Annotated in this window: 15 protein-coding genes; 14 read left to right on the top strand and 1 reads right to left on the bottom strand. The window is 56.8% G+C overall.

The window, feature by feature from the left end:
• The first annotated feature begins 291 nt into the window (after positions 1–291).
• Positions 292–957, top strand: a complete 666-nt coding sequence (locus KW062_RS06210) for a DUF3313 family protein (protein WP_105755000.1) — start codon at positions 292–294, stop codon at positions 955–957.
• Positions 958–1,114: 157 nt separating this feature from the next.
• Positions 1,115–2,407: an OmpP1/FadL family transporter gene (locus tag KW062_RS06205; RefSeq protein WP_105755001.1), complete on the top strand. Its 1,293-nt coding sequence runs from the start codon at positions 1,115–1,117 to the stop codon at positions 2,405–2,407.
• 165 nt (positions 2,408–2,572) lie between these two features.
• Here KW062_RS06205 and KW062_RS06200 read toward each other — a convergent pair whose 3' ends face one another.
• Positions 2,573–2,863 (bottom strand): hypothetical protein, encoded by a 291-nt coding sequence (locus KW062_RS06200; RefSeq protein ID WP_256350893.1) that lies wholly within the window; start codon positions 2,861–2,863, stop codon positions 2,573–2,575.
• Positions 2,864–3,291: 428 nt separating this feature from the next.
• On the opposite strand from KW062_RS06200, the gene KW062_RS06195 reads away from it, so the two are divergent.
• The 12 genes from KW062_RS06195 (at position 3,292) to KW062_RS06140 (ending at position 20,765) form a co-directional block, all read left to right on the top strand.
• A complete protein-coding gene (locus KW062_RS06195) occupies positions 3,292–4,122 on the top strand; it encodes a hypothetical protein (RefSeq protein WP_146118229.1) in 831 nt (276 codons plus the stop codon).
• A gap of 70 nt (positions 4,123–4,192) precedes the next feature.
• Complete coding sequence (locus tag KW062_RS06190; protein WP_105755003.1) at positions 4,193–5,173, top strand: AAA family ATPase; 981 nt, start codon at positions 4,193–4,195, stop codon at positions 5,171–5,173.
• Positions 5,174–5,181: 8 nt separating this feature from the next.
• Entirely contained in the window at positions 5,182–6,117 is a 936-nt protein-coding gene (locus KW062_RS06185) for a DUF58 domain-containing protein (RefSeq protein WP_105755004.1), read from the top strand.
• Positions 6,114–6,698: a DUF4381 domain-containing protein gene (locus tag KW062_RS06180; protein ID WP_105755005.1), complete on the top strand. Its 585-nt coding sequence runs from the start codon at positions 6,114–6,116 to the stop codon at positions 6,696–6,698. The genes KW062_RS06185 and KW062_RS06180 overlap by 4 nt, the downstream gene beginning before the upstream one ends.
• Positions 6,685–7,677: a vWA domain-containing protein gene (locus KW062_RS06175; RefSeq protein ID WP_105755006.1), complete on the top strand. Its 993-nt coding sequence runs from the start codon at positions 6,685–6,687 to the stop codon at positions 7,675–7,677. Before KW062_RS06180 ends, KW062_RS06175 begins: the two co-directional genes overlap by 14 nt.
• 1 nt (position 7,678) lies before the next feature.
• Entirely contained in the window at positions 7,679–9,259 is a 1,581-nt protein-coding gene (locus tag KW062_RS06170) for a VWA domain-containing protein (RefSeq protein WP_105755007.1), read from the top strand.
• Positions 9,256–10,602 (top strand): BatD family protein, encoded by a 1,347-nt coding sequence (locus KW062_RS06165; RefSeq protein ID WP_105755008.1) that lies wholly within the window; start codon positions 9,256–9,258, stop codon positions 10,600–10,602. The genes KW062_RS06170 and KW062_RS06165 overlap by 4 nt, the downstream gene beginning before the upstream one ends.
• A complete protein-coding gene (locus KW062_RS06160; protein ID WP_105755009.1) occupies positions 10,599–11,627 on the top strand; it encodes an HAD family hydrolase in 1,029 nt (342 codons plus the stop codon). The genes KW062_RS06165 and KW062_RS06160 overlap by 4 nt, the downstream gene beginning before the upstream one ends.
• Before the next feature lie 72 nt (positions 11,628–11,699).
• Positions 11,700–13,280 carry an arylsulfatase gene (locus KW062_RS06155; RefSeq protein ID WP_105755010.1) on the top strand — a complete coding sequence of 527 codons (1,581 nt, stop codon included), beginning with the start codon at positions 11,700–11,702 and terminating at the stop codon, positions 13,278–13,280.
• Positions 13,281–13,427: 147 nt separating this feature from the next.
• The gene (locus KW062_RS06150; protein ID WP_105755011.1) at positions 13,428–15,941 is read left to right on the top strand and encodes a fused MFS/spermidine synthase; all 2,514 of its coding nucleotides are present in this window, start codon (positions 13,428–13,430) and stop codon (positions 15,939–15,941) included.
• 224 nt (positions 15,942–16,165) lie between these two features.
• Positions 16,166–18,535: a tetratricopeptide repeat protein gene (locus KW062_RS06145; RefSeq protein WP_105755012.1), complete on the top strand. Its 2,370-nt coding sequence runs from the start codon at positions 16,166–16,168 to the stop codon at positions 18,533–18,535.
• Positions 18,536–19,259: 724 nt separating this feature from the next.
• A complete protein-coding gene (locus KW062_RS06140) occupies positions 19,260–20,765 on the top strand; it encodes a TolC family protein (RefSeq protein ID WP_371321430.1) in 1,506 nt (501 codons plus the stop codon).
• The last annotated feature ends 221 nt before the right edge of the window (positions 20,766–20,986 follow it).

Below are 20,986 nucleotides of genomic sequence, written 5' to 3'. Positions count from 1 at the left end.
TAAAACTGCCTGTATTTACTCGAAATTTTTTCAGTTCCTACTACTTTTAAATTAGCTCGCCGCTCCCCCTGGTATGGCGCAGAGGTACGACAAGGAAATGGAAGAGGAAACACGAGATGCCGTCTAAGGAGCTCACCCCGGTTTTTAGCCCGTTCAAGCGCATAGCCAGGAAGTAAAGGAAATACGCGCCTTGAAAAATCACCTCAACAGACAGCAGTGCTGAAAGCGCTGCCGTCAGCGTGGCTACTGTGGACGCTACTTTCGATTTCAATAGATTACTCTGGAGTTTTTATGCATATCAGACCGCTCGCCGCATGCGTTTTGACCTTGGCGCTTGCCGGATGCGCCAGCCCCTACGTTGATCCTGAGCAATACTCGGGTTTTCTCAAAGATTACAGCGCGCTAAAAGAGGAAAAATCGCCGTCGGGTGAACCCGTCATGCGCTGGATCGACCCGAACGTTGACGCGAACAGCTACACCAGCGTATTCGTCGAACATAGCCAGATGTATCCACCACCGCAACCGACCAAAAAAATTCCGCAAAGTGCACTCAATGGTATTACTCAGTTTTATGACCAAGCGTTGAAAAATGCCTTTGCCAGAGAGCTTCCATTGGCTACTGGCCCTGGCCCAGGCGTGTTGGTTGTGCGTCCGGCCATTACGGCCGTCAGTGCCAAGACCAAGGGACTGCAACCTTACGAGATAATCCCGATTGCCTTGGTCGCCGCCGGTGTCAGTGCGGCGACCGGCATTCGCGACCAGGACACCACTCTCGCCACTGAAGCGGCATTTATCGATGGTGGCGACAATAAGGTGGTGGCCCAATTGGTTCGTAAAGGCGCAGGGTCTGAACTCGCAAATTCCTCAGAAGTCGTGCAAGCCAAAGACTTCAGGGGAGTGCTCGATATCTGGGCACAAGACATCGTCAAATCCTACAAACAGCTTAAAACCAAGTAGTACCTAAATACGGCCAACAGAATTGCCTTGCCGTGACTCACTGCAATGCGTGATGCAGTCTGAGAGGTAAGCGCAGTCTTGATGGTCGTTTTCCTATCAGCACGAAAGAGTTTGGCAGACCTTCCTTCGTGCCTGAGGGCCTCGCAGAGGACGCGTGATGTACAGAAGTTACCAATCTCTCCGGTTACCCATATCGTTGGCTCTTGGTTTGAGCCTACTCGCCAGCAATGCCTGGGCCGGTGGCATCTTGATTTATGAAACAGGGCAGGAAGGTAATGGCTTGGCCAATGCAGGGGCCGCTGCTCTTGCGACCGACCCTAGCGTACTGATGAGCAATCCGGCTGGCATTACCGAATTGGCGGGCACCCAGATCAGCGCCAATGCTCAAGTCATTCTGGGCGATCTAAGCTTCTCTCGCGACAACCACAATCAGTTCGACGGCAACGAAGGCGGCAACTCCTTGCAATACCTTCCGGGAGCCAGTTTTTTTGTCAGCCACCAGATCGATGAACGCTCGGCCATCGGGTTCGGTATGTATGGCAATTTTGGCTTGGCCCTGGATTATGACGATGACTGGGCCGGACGCTACTTCAATCAGGAGGCGGCGATCATCGGTGTGTCTCTCCAGCCCACGCTGGCGCACAAACTCACAGACGATCTTTCCATCGGCATTGGCCCACGCATCATGTATGGCTACTACCGAAACGAGACGGCCATCAACAACAACCTGCTTGGGTTACGGGACAGCCCCGACGGCCAGCTTGAATACAAGGACACTGATGTCGGGGCTGGGGTCAACCTCGGTTTGCTCTATCGAATGAATGATCGCACCCAGATTGGCCTCGCCTATACCAGCAAGATTGATTTGGAGTTCAAGGACAGCCCGAGCGTGCGCAAGGTCGACAATCCAATCATCAACGCCGCGTTACGTCGTCTGGATATCGACTCTATTGAGCTGGATATGTCGGTGCCTCAGACTGTGCTGTTCAGCATCGCGCACGATCTCGGCCCGCAATGGAAGTTGCTGGGCAGTCTCGGCTGGCAGGACTGGAGCGAGTTTGGCGACATTGGTGTAGAGGTCGACGCCAATGCCACCGATGTCAATCGTACCGCCGACCGCCAATACAAAGACACCTGGCATGTCTCTCTCGGAGCTCAGTACCAGGCCAACTCAAGGGTGCGCTGGAGCATGGGACTTGGCTACGACAGCTCGGCGGTAGATGATAAGGATCGCACCGTCGATAATCCCATGGGCGAAGCCTGGCGCCTAGCCACCGGGATCAATTACAAGCTTGACGAAGGGCTCGACCTGCATGCGGCCTACACCTTGGTCTGGCTGGGTGACATGGACGTCGAACAAACCAAGTCACGTTCGGGTAATACCCTTTCAGGCACCTATCGTAATTCGGCCCTGCACATCGTTGGTGGCGGAGCGACTTGGCGTTTTTGATATATACACCGTGAATCAAGCTCCTTTGGGATTTCCCGCCCGCAGTTTCTCGCGGTTTTTTTTTGCGCGAAAACCCACTGTCTCAGCACCGCACGCATTACTGTCGGGGCCACCCGTCTGCAAGGGGAGAAAATATTTCCAAGAGATACTTTATGTTAGATGGAATCACAAACAACCTTGCAGCGCCGCCAAGTGCTTTCTTGATATCCAGCGATAAGTCATTGCGTAATACTTAACTACCGAGCCTTCCGTATCTGCTTGAATATCGACAAAATATGCCTCGCCGACGGTCGCCACCGTGTAGCCTCCGTTGCTGCCAGGTTCCTGAGTGGCCCCGGATTCCCCTTCAAAAACGGGCATATCCTGCCATGCATGCTGCACGCAATCAGCGATGACTTTGTCTGTTTTTTTTGAATGCAAAACCTGTCGAGGTTCTTCCTGGCGCATTTCATTCATGGTAGGAGTTGTGCATCCTGTCAATGACGCCAACGCTAACATCCCTATGACAGACCTCATACTACCCCCTCGCAAAATTTTACATATATCTTAACTACGGAAAGTACAAAAAACACCTCCTCGCTTGGTAGCGCCTTGGATGCTTACTTGCATCAATCGAAGCTCCATCGCCAAACCATGCTCTATCCAAACCACCAACTTTCTTTTATCTTTCGTTAAGTCATTCGCGGTCGAATGCTCGCAAAGACTGCGTTCGCAACCCCCTAGGCGACGAATCAATTGCAACTTCAGAATTCGCTGCTACTCTGATCACAACAAAGATGACAATTGCGACGAGTCACACACATGATTTAATACCCACAACCAAACTTCAATTTATTAATACGAACACCAGAAAAATACATTTATTTTCTTTGGAGGACAAAAACTTGTGCGCTACTTATAACTTCCCACTCAGCAAAATGCCACGCATCGAAAATGTCATCCAAGAATGCATGAGCTGGATATTATGCCTACCCCACACCAACTTCAAACCTGATGATATCAATCGAGTTAATCCTGACAATAACTTTGAGCTTTCAAACCTTCAAGAGCATATTATTTTCTCCAAGCCACAAGTAGAAAACACCTCATCAAGCTCATTGACATATCATAAAATGTCGCCAACGTATAACCTGACCATTCGAATCGAAACAAGAGTAGATAAAAGTCAACTCTGGATAAAATTTTGCTCACTTGAAGCCGTTAAGGAACTCCCTACCCAGCTTCCACGACTCAACAATTCGAGTTTAACCATTAGATTAGTCAGCCAATTCGGCGGTGGGCTGGACGGTGAACTCCCTATTGAGATCGCACCAATAACATTAAAAGACACTGAAGCCGATAGAAAAATTGCGCATTCTATATTTGATCAAAAGCTCAGCTGCTCATTGCCTATCATTTACATTAGCGCTAGCGAAAAAGACAAATACGCCGTAATTCCTGACAGGTTAGCTAGAAGCCTGTGTGGTTTGGCTCACATCGTTATTGAGCCAAGCAGATTATTTTCCCGCAAATTACGATGCGTGGTTGATTCTCGAAACATTTATGGGGGCATTGTAGGAATATATTGGCCCAATGGGGTGGGAGCGACGCTTTTCCGAAGAGGTTCTCAAGATGTAAAAGGATTTGAACGCTCAATTATTGACGAGGTTTTCAGGGATGCGTCCACACGGGATGGAAAAAAAGCTGAAGGCGTCCATTTCAAGCAAAATATTTGAGCGTTCCAGCGTTTCGTCTACTGTTTTATCTCATTGACTCTGACTTTCATGCTTAAAAAAGGAAAACCGCATGACAGCGCTCGACGACATAAACGCCCTGCAAGCCAGCATCGCCGAAGCGGTGTTGGGTCAAGATAAGGTCATCCGGCAGATCCTCGTGGGTCTACTAGCCAACGGACATTTGCTGCTGGAGAGTTTGCCCGGATTGGCCAAGACACGCACAGTCAAGGCATTGGCCAAACACTTGGACGCGAAGATGAGCCGCATCCAATTCACGCCCGACCTGCTGCCCTCAGACATCACCGGCGCAGAAGTGCTGCACCAGGTCGAGGGTAAAAACGAGATCCGCTTCCAGCCAGGGCCGTTGTTCGGAAACCTGATCCTGGCCGACGAAATCAACCGGGCCCCGGCCAAAGTGCAGGCGGCATTGCTGGAAGCCATGGAAGAACGGCAAATCACTGTGGCCGGCAACAGTCACGCGCTGCCGGAGTTGTTCATCGTAGTGGCAACCCAAAACCCCATCGAACAGGAAGGTACCTACCCGTTGCCGGAAGCGCAGATGGATCGCTTTTTGATGAAGTTGCTGCTGGATTACCCGAGTGCGGATAACGAAAGCCAGGTGTTGCGCCTGCTGCGTGAAGAAGAACAGGCCCTCGGCGCAAAAACTGCCGCTGCCAATGGCTTCGAACTTTCCCAGGACGTGATTTTTGCTGCGCGCCGGGAGGTCAGTGCGGTGCACGTCTCACCGGCCATCGACCGCTACCTGATCGACCTGATCAACGCCACCCGCCACCCCGCCGATTACGACGCCGACCTCGGCCGTTGGATCAATATTGGCGCCAGCCCACGTGGCGGCATCGGCCTCGACCGTTGCGCCCGGGCCGACGCCTGGCTGCAGGGCCAAGACTTCGTTTCCCCGGACAACGTTCGCGCCGTAGTGCACCCGGTGCTGCGCCATCGTCTGCAATTGAGCTACGACGCGGTGGCAGATGGCGTGACGGCCGAACAGGTGCTCGACCGCCTGCTCGACAAAGTGGCCATTCCTGCCTGAGGTGAATGATGAACGCCGACGGATTGGTCTACGTCTCGCTTCAGCAATTGATGGCCCTGGAGTTCAAGGCCCGTGACCTGAGTTTCAGCGCACGCCAACCCCAAGGTAGCATTTTGGCCGGCAACCATGCCTCGCGCCTGCGCGGGCGTGGTTTGAACTTTGACGAGTTGCGCCGCTATCAACCCGGCGACGACTTGCGTCACCTCGACTGGCGCGCTTCCCTGCGCACCGGTAAACCGGTGGTGCGTACGTTTACCGAGGAGCGCGACCGCCCGGCGCTGATCCTTGTTGACCAACGCATGTCGATGTTCTTCGGCTCGCAACGCAGCTTCAAATCCGCCATCGCCGCCGAACTCGGTGCGCTGGCCGCGTGGATGGTGTTCAACGCCGGTGACCGGGTCGGCGGAATGGTGTTCAACGATCAGCGCATCGACAGTATCGCCCCCCTGCGCAGTCGCAAACGCATCGAATCGCTGTGCAGCCGCATCGCCGACCAGAATCAGGCGCTGAACGCAGCCAACCCGGATGCCGAAGGCGAAGACCAGCTCAACAAGGTACTGCAGCATTGCATGGCCATCGCCGGCCACGATCACCTGATTTGCATCGTCAGCGACTTTGCCGGGGCCGATGAACGCACCTTGCAACTGATGCGGCAACTGTCGGCGCACAACGATGTCATCGCCATGCAGGTCTACGACCCGTTGGCGCTGAACCTGCCAACCAATGGCCGGGTGTTGATCACCCAGGGCCAGTTGCAGGTGGAACTGGCAGTGGAGAAGCGTCAGGTGCATCAGCCCCTGGGGGATTTTCTCAGTGGCAGGCTCAAGGATGTTGCCACGTTGCTGCGGCGCAGCCAGGTGCCGTTGATGATGTTCAGCACCGCCAGCGACGCCCAGGAACAACTGCGCGCCGAACTGGGCAAGCTCGCCGGAGGTCGTCGATGAATCCGAACATTCCGAGCATCGACCAACTCAAGGAAATGGCACTGCCGACTCCGATCAGTTACGCGCCGCAGACCTGGGGCTGGTGGGCGCTTCTAGGTTTATTGGTGCTTGCTGTGGTGTTGGTGAGCGTACGGCGTTATTGGCAATGGCGCCGGGATCGGTATCGGCGTGAAGCTCTGCTGCGGTTTGCGGAGTTGCAGCAGCGCGGCAATGACCTCAATGCGCTGCGCGAGTTGCCGGAGTTACTGAAACGCGTGGCCCTCTCCATGCCAGCCACGGCCTCTGTTGGAGCGAGCCTACTCGCGAAGGCGTCTCGTCAGCCAACATCGATGTCGAATGTCAGAGCCTCATCGCGAGCAGGCTCGCTTCTACCAGGGTCGCCGGCGGCCTTGGGGAAGGAGGACTGGCAGGCCTTTTTACAGCAGCACAGCAAACAGCCGTTGCCTGCCGACTTCAGCCTGCAATTGTCGCTGCTGGCCTACGCACCGGACGCCACGTTGCTTGCCCTGCCCAATGAGCAGCGTGAGGCGCTGTTCAGTACCTGTAAGAACTGGGTGGAGCATCACCATGTGGCAGCTTGATTACCCCTGGTTGTTGATCCTGCTGCCGTTACCGTGGCTCGGCTATCGCTACCTGCCGGACTACCGTGAAGCCCGCAGCGCCGTGCGCGTGCCGTTCTTCAGGGCGATGAGCCGTGCAGTCGGCCAGTCCCCGAGACAAGCTGGCACCCGCAGCAATCGCTGGCAACTGATACTCAACCTGTTGGTTTGGGCGTTGTTGCTGGTCGCTGCCAGTCGCCCCGTGCTGGTGGAGAAACCCATCGAGCGTCAACAACCGGTGCGTGATCTGATGTTGGCCATCGACTTGTCCCAATCCATGGAAACCACCGACTTCACCGACGTCAATGGCCAGAAAATCAATCGTCTGGCAGCGGTCAAGGAAGTGGTGCATGGTTTTATCGACAAGCGCAAAGAGGATCGCCTCGGCCTGATCGTGTTCGGCACCGGTGCTTATCCGCAGGCACCCTTGACCCTCGATCATGCCAGCTTGTCGCTGTTGCTGGACGACACCGGGATCGGCATGGCCGGGCCGAACACTGCCATCGGCGACGCCATTGGCTTGAGCCTGAAAATGCTGGATCAAGCTCACGAGCAGGAAAAGGTGCTGATCCTGCTCACCGACGGCAACGACACCAGTAGTGCCATCACCCCGGATCACGCGGCCGCTATGGCCGCTGCGAAAGGCGTGGTGATCCACACCATCGGCATCGGCGACCCGAATGCCGAGGGTGAAGCCAAGGTCAACCTGCAAGGCCTGCGCGACATCGCTAAAGCCACCGGCGGGCAGTTCTTCCGCGCCGAAGACCGCAATGCGTTGGATCAGGTCTATAGCACACTCGACAAACTCACTCCGCATCAGGTGAAAACCCTAAGCCATCAGCCCAAGCGCGACCTGTTCTGGTGGCCATTGGGCGCGGCGATCGGCTTGTTAGCGCTGTATCACTTGGGCGCCCTGCTCCTTCCACGGCTGATGCTCGCGCGTCAAAGGCAGGAGGCCTGAGATGGACATCAATCTAAGCGACTTCCACTTCCTGCGTCCGTACTGGTTGCTGCTCGGTTTGTTCGGCGCATCGCTGCCTTTTTTTTGGCGGCACAGTCGTGATTTGCAAAAGCGTCTGCGCAACAGTATCGCGCCGCATCTGTTGTCACATTTGTTGATAACCCCAAAAGACCCTCATCGCCTACGCCCTGTCCATCTGGTGTGCGCGTTATTGGTATTAGGTGCCATTGCGGCGGCTGGGCCAACCTGGGAACAGGATCGACCAGACTTTCTGGAAAATCGGGCGCCGCTGATCATCGCCGTCGACCTGTCACCCTCCATGGACGCCAGCGATGTCTCGCCCACGCGCCTGGAAGCGACCAAGCACAAGCTCCACGACCTTATCCAGCGCCGCTCTGGCGCACGCAACGCCTTGATCGCCTATGCCGGCAGCGCCCATCTGGTGCTGCCGGCCACCGACGATCCAGGGTTGCTCGACACCTTTATCCAAGCCTTGAGCACCGACCTGATCAGCAAACCAGGGAAAAACGTCAGCGCCGTGATCGATCAGGCCAATCGCCTGCTCGCCGCCGAAAAAACTCCCGGTACCCTGCTGCTGATCACCGACGGCGCGGACACCTCGGCGCTTGACGGGCTCGACAAGCAACTCGATGGCAGTGACCTTCAAGTGATGATCCTGGCCGTCGGAAACACGGATGGTGGCATCATCCATGACGCGGGTGGCGGCCCTCGCACCGACAGCAATGGGCGCCCGCAGATCGGCAGTTTCGACCAGGACGCGCTCAAGCAACTTGCATCCGCGCTGGACGCCCCGTTGGGTAGCCTGACCCTCGACAACGACGATCTGGACTGGATCGAACTGCACGCCGAACAACACTTCCAGGCCGCCAGTGACCAGCAGCGTGAACTGCACTGGAAAGACGCCGGTTACTGGTTGTGCTGGCCGCTGCTGTTGATTGCGTTCTTCAGCGTGCGCAAGGGCTGGAGCCTGAACTGGATGGCCGGTTTATTGCTGGCCGTGGGTTTGGGATTGCAACCGACGCCGGCTCAGGCCAATGCCTTGACGGACGCCTTCTTCACCCGTGACCAGCAGGGCCGCTGGGCTTTCGAACATGAACGCTATCCGCAGGCCGCCGCATTGTTCGTCGATCCGTACTGGAAAGGCGTGGCCGCGTACAACGCTGCGGACTTCGACCTGGCGCTTGCCAGCTTCGCGCGCCTGGACACGCCGCAAGCCTACTTTTATCTGGGCAATATCTACGTGCGCCGCTTCAAGTTCGATCAGGCGATCGCCGCCTATACCCAGGCGCTTAAATTACAGCCGCAGTTTCCGGAAGCCACGGCCAACCTGGCGCTGGCCATTGCCTTGGAGAAAGACACCGAAGATGCCGAAAAGAACACCCCCAAGGTCAAGCCCGACGAAATCAAGATGGACAAGGCGCCGGGCAAGGGACAAAGCAAAAAGGTGCAGACCGCGCAGGCCGCGTCCGATGAACAGTGGCTGCGAAACCTGACCACCTCGCCGGCCAAATTCCTCAAACAAAAATTCAGCTTGCAGGATCAGGTGGGGGGTAAACCATGATCAGCCTGAAAAATCACGTTAAGTCTATCGTAAGCCCATTTACTACAAAACTTCCGCTGATACTCCTTTGTCTGTTCGCGACTAACTCCTTCGCTGTCGAGCTGAAAGTCCAGGCCACGCTGCAACCTGCCGACTCGATCATGGTTGGCAGCCTGGTCGAGTTGCAATTGGTGATTCTCACCGACACCTGGTTCACCGATGCACCAACCCTGCCTGACCTAAAAATATCCGGCGCACTGGTGCGCCCACCCGACGGCCATGCCGAGCACCTGAACCAGACCCTCGACGGCAAAACCTACGCTGGCATGCGCTACAGCTACTTCATCACGCCGAACCTGGCCCAGGAGTTCGACATTCCGGCACTGACCGTACACGTCACACCCGGACAAGCCACCAATGAGCTGAGTGCGAACAGTCAGCCATTACACTTCACCGCTGCCCAGCCCCCGGGGTTCCAACCCGATGAGCCGGTGCTGGTCGCTCAGGCGTTGCGCTTCACGCAAAAAATGACGCCTTCCGCCACACCGCTGAAGGCAGGCGACAGCATCACCCGGGAACTGACGCTGCAGGCCGATGGCGCCATGGCCATGGCCTTGCCCACCCCGTCACTGGGCGACATCAAGGGCCTGAGCCGCTATCCGAAAGCGCCGCAGATCAACAACATCAACGACGGCCGAGGCAACTTCACTGGCGGCCAGCGTATCGACACCGTGACTTACCGGATCGACACAGAAGGCCACTACACCTTGCCCGCCATCGAGCTGAAATGGTGGGACGCCGACAGTCGCCAGACGCGCACGGCGACCGTGCCGGCCCTGACTTTCGACGCGACGATCAATACCGCTTACCAGCCGGTGTTCTCGATCACCGAAGACCTGAAAAAACTCGGCCAGCAAAACCACCTGCACCTGTCCGGACACTGGGTCGGCTGGCTTGCGCTGCTGGCAGCAATAGTGGCCCTCGGCTGGTTCACCCGCCCCCTCGCCCACCGTCTATACATTGGCTGGCGGGCCCGACGCCAGGCCAGGCACGCCGCGTGGCAAGCGTCGGCCGACTACGCGTGGCAGCAAATCCCGGCACAAATCGACAGCAAGCCGGCACAGCTGAGTGCCCTGTATCTCTGGACGCGCCGCACCCGTCACGGCCTGAAGTTGACTCACCTCAGCCCGCACCTGCAAACCTTCCTGCGTGCCTGCTATGGCTGGGAATCGGTCAAAGATCAGGCACTGCGTCAACTGCGAGAATCCTTGTCTACGCTGCATAGTCAGGCCGAACGTGACAAGGCACCCGTCACTCCGGCGTTACGCCCACTCAACCCGGTTCAGGAGAAGGATTTCCCATGAAGAACTCGACATTTCAACGCCATTATCACTGGATGGTTTTCCTGTTGACCCTGGTCTTGAGCCTGCCCTTTCTAGTGCAGGCGGCCGAACCGTTGCCCTCCTGGAACGATGGCCCTTCGAAGAAACAGATCATCGAGTTCGTCCAGGCCGTGACCGACCAAGACAGCAAGGACTTCGTCAAACCCGAAGACCGCATCGCTGTGTTCGACAATGACGGTACCCTGTGGAGCGAGCAGCCGATGTACTTTGAGTTGCTGTTCGCTCTCGATGAGGTCAAGCGCACCGCGCCGCAGCACCCGGAATGGAAAACCACGCAGCCGTTCAAGGCTGTGCTGGAAAACGATCACAAGGCGTTGGCCTCTGCCGGCATGGACGGTTTGCTGAAGATTGTCGGCGCCACCCACACCGGCATCACCACCGAAGCGTTTGACGATTACGCCAAAACCTGGCTCAGCCAAGCCCGTCACCCGAAAACCGGCAAGCCCTACACCGAAATGATCTTCCAGCCGATGCTGGAAATGCTCGATTACCTGCGCAGCCAGGACTTCAAGACCTATATCGTGTCCGGTGGCGATACCGCGTTCATGCGCGCCTTTGCGCAAAAAGTTTATGGCATTCCACCGGAGCAGGTGATCGGTACGACGTTCGTCACCGCATTTCAGTTCAAGAACGGTAAGGCGTCGATCCTGCGCACGCCAAAACTGGCTCATAACGATGACGGCCCGGGCAAACCGGAAAGCATCGACGCGGTGATCGGCAAACGACCAATCCTGGCGTTCGGCAATTCCGACGGTGACCTGCAAATGCTGCAGTGGACTGCGCAAGGCCCGGGCAAAAGCCTAATGGGATTGGTGCATCACACCGACGCCAAGCGTGAATGGGCTTACGACCGACAATCCGATATTGGCCGATTGGATAAGGCTTTGGATGAAGCAAAATTTCAAGGTTGGACTATCGTAGACATGGCGTCTGAATGGCGTCGGGTCTATCCCTTTGATCTTCCTACACCCCAGCAAGTGCAATAAAAATGGTTTACGCAGGAACGTAAGACAAGTTGGTCGCGGATAAGCGACTGAAGCTAGCGAAAGGAGCACTCAATGAATCGCATACGCAAATGGCTACCGAAGCTCGCCCTGGTGGCAGCCTCGGTCATGGCAATTTCGGCAACAGCCGGGGCGGCCGAAAAACCCAACATACTCGTGATCTTCGGTGATGACATTGGCCAAACCAATATCAGCGCTTATTCGATGGGCGTGGTCGGTTACAAGACTCCGAACATCGATCGCATCGCCAAGGAAGGCATGATGTTCACCGACTACTATGCGGAGAACAGTTGCACCGCTGGACGGTCTTCGTTCATCACCGGCCAGACGCCGCTGCGCACCGGACTTTCAAAAGTCGGTATCCCAGGCGCTCCGGTGGGCCTGCAAAAGCGTGATATCACCATCGCCCAGGCGCTGAAGTCCCAAGGTTATGCCACCGGGCAGTTTGGTAAGAACCACTTGGGCGACAAGGACGAATACCTGCCGACAAATCATGGCTTCGACGAATTCTTTGGCAACCTGTATCACCTCAACGCAGAAGAAGAACCCGAGCGTCCGTATTGGCCAAAAGATGACCCGGAATTCGTCAAGGCGACGTCCCCTCGCGGTGTGATCCACAGTTTTGCCGATGGCAAAATTGAGGACACCGGTGCGTTGAATAAGAAACGCATGGAAACCATCGACGACGAAACCACCGCCGCTGCGCAAGCCTTCATCGAGAAACAGGCGAAAGCGGACAAACCGTTTTTTGTATGGATGAACACCACGCGAATGCATGCGTTCACCCACGTGCGTGATTCGATGAAGGGCCAGAGCGGCATGCCCGGCAATGATTACGCCGACGGCATGATCGAGCACGACGGTGATGTCGGTAAACTGCTGAAAACCCTCGATGACCTGAAAATCACCGACAACACTATCGTGGTTTACACCACCGACAACGGCCCTAACCAGTGGTCGTGGCCGGACGCGGCGACCACGCCGTTCCGTAACGAGAAAAACTCCAACTGGGAAGGCGCCTACCGTGTGCCAGCAATGATCCGCTGGCCGGGCAAGATCAAACCGGGTGAAGTCTCCAACGAGCTGTTCTCCGGTCTGGACTGGTTCCCGACACTGCTCGCCGCCGCAGGTGACACCGACGTCACCAACAAGCTGCTCAAAGGCTGGGCGCCGACATCCGGCGGCACCAGCTTCAAAGTACACCTGGATGGCTTCAACCAACTGCCGTACCTGACCGGCCAAAGCCCAAAAGGTGAGCGTAAGGAGTTCTACTACTTCAACGACGATGGCGTGCTGGTGTCGATGCGTTTCGGCAACTGGAAAGCCGTGTTCTGTGAACAACGAGCACCGGGTGGTTTCAAGGTCTGGAGCGAACCGTTCGTATGCTTGCGGGTACCGAAAGTCTTCAACCTGCGCATGGATCCGTATGAGCGTGCTGATATCGTTTCCGACCAGTACTACGACTGGGCGACCAAAAACGTTTATCTGACTGAAATGGCAGTCGGTAAGGCCGCAGCGTTCCTGCAGACTTTCATCGATTATCCGCCAAGCCAAAAACCGGCCAGCTTCAGCGTGGATCAGATCCGTGCTGCGGTAGACGCCAAAATCGCTGAAAAAATGAAAGCTACACAGTAAGACTGCTTAACCACCGCTCGCCCTCGTTGGCGAGCGGTTTTTTATTCTCGTTTTCTAATAAATACCTCTAAAAATATTAAACTTGATCGGAGCGCTCGAAAGCTCGTGCGCAAGACTATTTCTGCTAATTTGATAGGCAATAAATCTATGCCTTCACGTGTCGCCAGCAAGTCGTCGGCCATGCCTGTCCCTCAAATTGCTTCTCGCACACTCCTGGCTCCCGCTCTATTACTGTTTTTGTCCGGCGCTGCGGCGCTGGTGTATCAGGTGTTATGGATAAAGCAGCTATCGCTGGTGGTGGGTGTCGAGGTCTACGCCATTACTACTGGGATCAGTGCGTTTTTTGCTGGTTTGGCCTTAGGCAGCTTGTTGTTCGGCCAATGGGCAGACCGCATGCGGCAACCGGTTCTATTGTATGCGGGGCTGGAAATACTGGTGGCCATAGTCGGGGTCGGCGCAACCTTCGCCATGAGTCTGGCAGCCAGCCCGTTTGCCTGGCTGGAAGAACATGTTGGCCGGCTGGCCTGGGTGCTGCCGTTTGCGTTGGTGGGCACGCCCGCACTGTTGATGGGCGGTACCTTACCGGTGCTGGTTCGCTCTCTGGCCAGCAATCCGCAACAATTAGGCAAGGCCGGCGGCCAACTGTATGCGGCCAACACTGCTGGTGCCATCGCCGGCACCCTGCTCGCTGCGTTCGTGCTGATTGCCACTCTCGGCGTGCGTGGCAGCGCGCTAGCCGCCGCGATGCTGAATCTTTTAGCCGCTTCCGGTGCCCTGTGGTTCCAGCGTCAACGCCCGGCGCCGATCTACGCCGTGGAAATGCGTCACGCTGAAAAAGCCCCCGATCGCCTCGCACTCTGGCTCTACTGTATCGCAGGCGGAGTAGCACTGGGCTACGAAGTGGTGTGGTCGCAATCCATCGTGCAGTTCATGAGTACCCGTACCTATGCGTTCGCCGTAGTGCTGGCGACGTATCTCACCGGTCTGTTTCTCGGCAGCTTGCTGCTGGCCCGTCGAGTCGATCGCCTGCGCGATCCCTGGGGCATGTTCGCCCTGCTGATTGCCGGGGCCGGACTAATTGCCCTGCTGGAAATCGCCCTCCTCGGGCGCTGGTTGGTGTTTGCCCAGAGCCTAGCGGAATCCTGGGTGCTGGGCCTAGGTGGCAGTGAACTGCTGGGCATGAGCACGCGGTTTGCCGTGGCGGCCCTGAGCATCGTGTTTGTGCCAACCCTGTTGTTGGGCGCGGCATTCCCCCTAGCATTGCGATTGAGCGTCGGGCCTGAACATGTCGGACGCAGCGTCGGTGAGGTAGTGGCCTACAACACGCTGGGCGGAATCATCGGCGTGATGCTCTGCGGCTTTTTGTTGATTCCACTGTTAGGTTTGGTGCGAACCCTGGGCTTGCTGGCGATCATCGCTGCAGCTGTCGCTTACATCGCGGCGCACAAAAGTCATGGCGTGAAGAAAGGCAGGCGTCAGGCGGTGATTGCCATCGGCCTGTTGTCTGTGGCCTTTGCCGCCTTCACACCGGTGAGCAAAATGGCGAGCCTGTTGCCCGGTGCGCGCAACGGTATCTTAACCTTCTACGAGGAAGGACGTGGCGGTACCGTTGCCGTCGTCGCTCAGGGCAAGGGGCAGAAACAGTTCCAACGTCTTTACATTCAAGGGGTGTCCAACACTGGCGATGCCATGCCGTCACTGCGCTACATGCGAATTCAGGCATTGCTGCCGCTGTTGATACATAACGGCGAACCGCGCTCGGCGATGGTAATCGGCTTCGGCACCGGCATCACCGCCGGTGCACTGACCCGTTATCCGGGCCTGGAGCACCGGGTGGTGGCTGAACTGCTGCCATCGGTAGTCAACGCTGCTCCGCTGTTCAAAGGCAACTTCAATGTCGCGGCCGATCCGGGTGTTGATGTGCGCTTGCGCGACGGTCGCCAGGAACTCCTACGTAATCCGCAAGCCTATGACCTGATTACCCTCGAACCGCCGCCGCCCTCCGCAGCCGGCGTGGTCAACTTGTATTCCCGGGACTTTTACCAACTCGCCGCCAGTCGTTTGAACAAGCAAGGATTGGTGGCGCAGTGGCTGCCGCTGCCAACGCAAAACATCGACGATTCTCGCTCTCTGGTGCGCAGCTTCCTCGATGTGTTTCCTCACGCTACCCTTTGGACAAGCGAGTTCCACGAGATGTTGCTGATTGGTTCAATGAATCCGATTGCACTGGACGTCACGAAGATTAATGAACGCTTCCAACAGGAGGGTGTGCGCAGCGCCTTGCAGGAAGTCGGCATAAGTTCAGCAGCAGCGCTGCTCGCCACCTGGGTAACTGACCGCGCAGGCCTTGAGCGCTTCGCTGCCGATGCCAAACCAGTTACTGACGATCAGCCACGCATCGAATACGCACCCTGGGTGCGCTCGAAGGAAATCAGTCGGGTGCTGCCGGCCCTGCTCGACCTGCACCAACCGGCGCCACTGGTCAACGCCGATGGTCAATTCACCGAACGCATGGACGTCCACCGGCAACGCCTGATGCAGTTCTATCAGGCGAGCCTGCATGCCTATGACGGCGACCGAGAGGCTTGGGCTCGGGATATGCGCGAAGTGATGCGGGCTGATGCAGGGAATCCGTATTACCGCTGGTTCATCGGACAATAGCTTTGCCCACTGTGCACTAACGTTTTTCAGTGAGCAAAATTTCACTAATACTGGTAACCAAACTTTCTGCTATTTAGTGTAAATAACTGACACAGCGCATTTCACAGCCGCAATAGGCGAGTGACCGCTCAGAGGGGTCAATTCTCACGGTTGCTTTCCAATAAAGCTGCATCGAGTTTCAGCCAGCGCCTGACGGCGAAAGCATCCGGACTATGGAAGTCGCAATGCCCAAGCATAAAAATAAATCGGTACATCCTGACCCGGATTTGTCTCAATCTTCACTTTCACGTTATCTGTTCCCCGTCTCCATCAGCGTGCTGCTGGCGGCTGTGGCGGGGATAGGCTGGTTTCTGTTCAGCCCTGCGCCCGTTACCGCGCCGATCACGGTGCCACCGATCAGTGCACCGGCGCCCGCGCCTGCCGCACCCAAGCCGCCACTGGTCGCGCTGAAACCGGCGACCATGGTCGACGAGCAGCAATGCCAAGGCTGCCACGGCGAGCAGGTCAAGGACTGGCAAGGCTCCCATCACCAGTTGGCGATGCAACCAGCCAACGCCGAGACCATGCTCGGCGACTTCAACAATGTCACCTTCAAGGCCGAAAAAGAGACCACGGTGTTCGCGCGCAAGGGCGACGAATTCTGGGTCAACACGCCGGGTATCGACGGCAAGAACGCCGATTTCAAAGTCGCCTACACCTTCGGCATTGCACCGTTGCAACAGTATTTGATCGAGGTCGGCGAGGGTCGGCTGCAAGCCCTCGGCGTGGCCTGGGATACCGAGAAACACCGCTGGTTCCATTTGTATCCGGGCCAGGGTGTGACCTTCAAGAACCCGCTGCACTGGAGCAAGCCGAGCCAGAACGCCAACTTCATGTGCGTCGAGTGCCACACCACCGGTTTCAAGCGCAATTTCGATGCGGCGAAAAACACCTTCGACAGTCACTGGAACAGCCTCGGCGTCGGCTGCCAGGCTTGCCATGGCCCGGCCTCCAATCACCTGGAATGGACGCAGAAAAAAGGCGACCTGATTCATCAGGGTTTCGACGTCGACCTCAACGACAAAAACGCCACGGTCGAGATCGAAACCTGCGCCCGTTGCCATGCGCGTCGTGCACCGTTGGGCGATGGCTACACGGCCGGCAAACGCTTGATGGACGACTACCTGCCTAGCACCCTAACCCGCGAACTGTATGCGCTGGACGGCAAGATCAAGGATGAAGTGTTCGAGCATGGCTCGTTCCTGCAAAGCAAAATGTTCGACAAAGGTGTGCGTTGCAGCAACTGCCACAACCCGCACAGCACGCAGCTGAAGGTGCCGGGCAATGGCGTGTGCCTGCAATGCCACAACACGGCGGGCAAGACTTCGGTTGAAGGGGTTGATGGCCGAGGCCTGCAAGCAAAAAACTACGACTCCATCGAACACACGCGCCACACCATGGGCCAACCGGGTTCGCAGTGCGTGGATTGCCACATGCCCGGCAAGTTCTACATGGGCAACGACTTCCGCCACGACCACAGCTTCAGCATTCCCAACCCGGAACGTGCGCAGAAACTCGGCACCCCGGACGCCTGCATGACCTGCCATCAGGGCAAGTCTGGCGACAAAATCACCGCGCAGTTCAAGCTGTGGGGCGCCTCCACCGCCCCGCAGGCACCGCGTTACGACGAAAGTCTGTGGCTGATCCGCAATGGCCAGCCCGGGGCTGCCGACGCGTTGTTTACGCAATTGCAGCGCAGCAACCTGCCGGCAATTCAACGCTCGACCTTGCTGGCAGAACTGCCGCTGTACCCAAGCGCGCAGGCATTGAAACTGGCCACGCAAGATCTGAAAAATCCTGAGCCACAGGTGCGTGAAAGTGCAGCGAGGGCAATCAGTGCATTTCTGCCGCCACCCGAACGTGCGCCGTTGCTGTCACCACTGCTGGAAGATCCGGTGAAAGCGGTGCGCATTGTTGTTGCGCGGGACTTGCTCAGCGTCGCCCGCAGTAATGGTCTCGGTGCAGCGCAAGCCAACTGGGAAGCGGCGATTGGCGAATACGAGGCGGTGCAGAAGAGTCTGCTCGAACGCGCCGAAGCAAACCTCAATCTGGCCATGCTTTATCAGGCCAGTGGGCGCAGTTCGGAAGTCGAGGCATTGCTGCGAGATGCGCTCAAGCGCGATCCGGACTTCTACCCGGCGCTGGTGACGCTAGTGCAATGGCTGGAGGCCAACGGTCGCGGTCAGGAAGCGCAAACACTGCTTGCTGACAGCCTCAAGGAACACCCGGAGGCTGCGCTGTTGCAACATACCCAGGGCCTGTCACTGATCCGCACCGGTAAAACCGACGAAGCGATGGCTGCGCTGCACAAGGCTGCACAACTGGAACCGCAGAACGCGCAGTACGGTTATGTGCTGGCGGTGGCGTTACACGACAGTGGCAAGGTTGATGAGGCGTGCTCGATACTGGAAGGCCTGCTCAAGGTGCAACCGGCCAACCGCAATGCACGGCTGTCGCTGATCCAGTACTACCTCGACAGCGGCCAAGAGCCGAAGGCGCAGGTGCTATTGCAGGGGTGGAAGAGAATGAATATGGGCGATCCGGCACTAAAATGATGTGATGATCTAATCAGTGCTCAGCATTCCAACGCTAAACATCTAGCTGTCTAGATCGCCGGAGATGTCAACAAACACGAAGTGGGCGTTCCTGAGTTTAACCATCACCGCCATCAGGAAATATCAACTTAGCCTACTTTTTTATTGATAGGTTTAAGCGACTCAATCGGAGTAAGAGGTACGTATCGACCATCGCAGAATCGTCACCACCGCTCCTCGGCATAGATTGGCGGTATCATAATTTGCGAGACTGGACAGGGGGCGACGGTCTCGTAGGCAAGCGCGGCAGCGACGACCAGAGCATTCAGCTCATCATTCCCATAGGGATAACAGGCGCTCTTGAACCTGCCAAAGGCGAGCTTCACCCAACACGCCTTGGTTGTTCGATGACTTCTATTGTACCGCGAACCATACTGAGGTCAGCACGGCGCACTGACATATGGAAAAGCACAAAAAAAGCTCTACGCTCATTAAGTCAGATAACCGGTGTCGCATACCCTTGTATGGTTCAAGGCGCCATACAAGGATTGAACATGCTATTTCGGCGATCTGGGTTTATCAATATCCATTTTGGTCTCAATGCACCTACGCCCATAGCGCTCAAGCTCCCCATTCTTAACTCCTAGGAGTTTGTGCTTTCACCGAACAGTCGCTATCAGGGCCCTCCTACACGGACAAGCAAAAGGGATTGAGTATGCCTAGTACTGCTATCCGGATTCTATGTATGGCCTTTACAGGGGCACTGGTACTTAGCGCCTGCTCTGCATTGGAGCTTAAACCCTCCACCGACGAAGAAAACCGTCAACGCATCATCTCTGACCAGTCCCGCATGTACTCCGACCAGGAACCGGTCACCGCACCCATTACCTTTTATGAAGCGGCCGCACGGGCCTTGAAATACAATCTCGACTACCGCCTCAAACTCATGGAAAGCGCGCTGGCCTCAGACCTGCGCGATGTCTCCAGCCATGAAATGCTGCCACGGTTGGTGGCCTCAGCCGGATATGCCGGACGCAATAATGACTCAGGAGGTACCTCGATCGGTATCGAAGACCGCCAGGTCAGCTTGCGGCCTTCGACCTCCGAAGAGCGTTACCGCGAAATCTATGGTCTAGGACTGAGCTGGAGCTTGCTGGATTTCGGCGTAGCGTATTACCGTACCCAGCAGAAGGCTGACCAGATTCTGATGGCCGAAGAGCGCCGGCGCAAAGTCGCGCAGAACGTCCTGCAAGACGTGCGCAATGCCTACTGGCGCGCTCTCGGTGCGCAGCGCCTAATGCCGGAAGTTGACAAGCTGCTGATGCGCACCCACACCGCACTGACCTCGGCCCGAGAAGCCGAACAGCGCGGCCTATTGCCACGCCAGGAAATACTCGCCTACCAGCGGGCTCTGCTCGATTCGATCTACCTGCTGACCGTACGGCGCCAAGATCTGGAGTTTGCCCAGGCTGAGCTTGCTGCGCTGATGTCGCTGCCACCGGGGACGAATATGGTCTTGGCCGACGTACCCGATCCGCCGCTGCCCGAGGTGCACCAGAGCATGGCGCAGCTTGAGCAGCTGTCCATGGAGCACCGTCCGGAAATCATGGAAGAGTGGTACCGCAAGCGGGTCAACCAGAAAGACCTGGACATCGCCAAGGCGCAATTGTGGCCTAATGTCAGCGTCGACTTCGGCTATCACTACGACTCCAACAAATACCTCTACAACAACGACTGGAACGCCACCGGCCTGCAAGTCTCGATGAACCTACTGCGCCTGTTGCAATTGCCATCGCTCAATGCCGCGCAAAAGTCCCAGAACGAAACCGACGATACACGTCGGGTGGCTCTGTCCATGGCAATCCTGACCCAGGTACGGGTCGGTACCCTGCGCTATCAACTGGCGCGCCAGGAAGTGGAATTCACCGAGGACAGTTTGCGGGTCGACCGCAGCCTGCTCGACTACGCCCAGGCGGCGAAAACCGGGAAGTTGGGCTCAGAACTGGAAGTGATTCGTTCCGAAGGGCGCTATCTGCTCTCGCGCTATCAGCGCGAAGCCGCATTCTCCAGTGCTCAGGCGGCTTGGGGCCGCTTGTACAACTCAGTGGGCCTAGATGTCCTGCCGACCGAAATATCTAAACACGACATCAAGACCTTGGCCCGGGAAATCCAACGCACTTTGAACGAACAGGAGCAGCAACGCCTACTCATCACTCAGCAAGGAGCGCCGAATGCACAAAACCGCCCTTGAGCCCAGTTTCGGCTTCCTGTTGTTGGCCTGTCTGATCTTGAGCACCAACGTCAACACCGACGCCCGGCCTGCCCCTATAAATCAGCTTACATGAAACTGGCAAGCCCACGCTGCCTATGTCAGCGCCATCAAAGCGCGGTTCGAAGCCGTAGTTCAGACCGTCCAAATCGAAGCCCAGCTCGATCAGAAACACCCTAATTTATTGCTGGGAGGAGTGACGC

Source organism: Pseudomonas fluorescens (assembly GCF_019212185.1).
In the GTDB taxonomy this organism is placed as follows: domain Bacteria; phylum Pseudomonadota; class Gammaproteobacteria; order Pseudomonadales; family Pseudomonadaceae; genus Aquipseudomonas.
The sequence above is the reverse complement of the archived record's forward strand: the minus strand, read 5'-3'. Positions and strand labels throughout refer to the sequence as shown.

Excerpts from the sequence above, each read along its gene's own strand:
- KW062_RS06140 (WP_371321430.1), top strand. The coding sequence starts at position 19,260 with ATGGCCTTTACAGGGGCACTGGTACTTAGCGCCTGCTCTGCATTGGAG.
- KW062_RS06210 (WP_105755000.1), top strand. The coding sequence starts at position 292 with ATGCATATCAGACCGCTCGCCGCATGCGTTTTGACCTTGGCGCTTGCC.
- KW062_RS06160 (WP_105755009.1), top strand. The coding sequence starts at position 10,599 with ATGAAGAACTCGACATTTCAACGCCATTATCACTGGATGGTTTTCCTG.
- KW062_RS06200 (WP_256350893.1), bottom strand. The coding sequence starts at position 2,863 with ATGAATGAAATGCGCCAGGAAGAACCTCGACAGGTTTTGCATTCAAAA.
- KW062_RS06145 (WP_105755012.1), top strand. The coding sequence starts at position 16,166 with ATGCCCAAGCATAAAAATAAATCGGTACATCCTGACCCGGATTTGTCT.
- KW062_RS06155 (WP_105755010.1), top strand. The coding sequence starts at position 11,700 with ATGAATCGCATACGCAAATGGCTACCGAAGCTCGCCCTGGTGGCAGCC.
- KW062_RS06175 (WP_105755006.1), top strand. The coding sequence starts at position 6,685 with ATGTGGCAGCTTGATTACCCCTGGTTGTTGATCCTGCTGCCGTTACCG.
- KW062_RS06190 (WP_105755003.1), top strand. The coding sequence starts at position 4,193 with ATGACAGCGCTCGACGACATAAACGCCCTGCAAGCCAGCATCGCCGAA.
- KW062_RS06180 (WP_105755005.1), top strand. The coding sequence starts at position 6,114 with ATGAATCCGAACATTCCGAGCATCGACCAACTCAAGGAAATGGCACTG.
- KW062_RS06185 (WP_105755004.1), top strand. The coding sequence starts at position 5,182 with ATGAACGCCGACGGATTGGTCTACGTCTCGCTTCAGCAATTGATGGCC.
- KW062_RS06170 (WP_105755007.1), top strand. The coding sequence starts at position 7,679 with ATGGACATCAATCTAAGCGACTTCCACTTCCTGCGTCCGTACTGGTTG.
- KW062_RS06205 (WP_105755001.1), top strand. The coding sequence starts at position 1,115 with ATGTACAGAAGTTACCAATCTCTCCGGTTACCCATATCGTTGGCTCTT.
- KW062_RS06165 (WP_105755008.1), top strand. The coding sequence starts at position 9,256 with ATGATCAGCCTGAAAAATCACGTTAAGTCTATCGTAAGCCCATTTACT.
- KW062_RS06150 (WP_105755011.1), top strand. The coding sequence starts at position 13,428 with ATGCCTTCACGTGTCGCCAGCAAGTCGTCGGCCATGCCTGTCCCTCAA.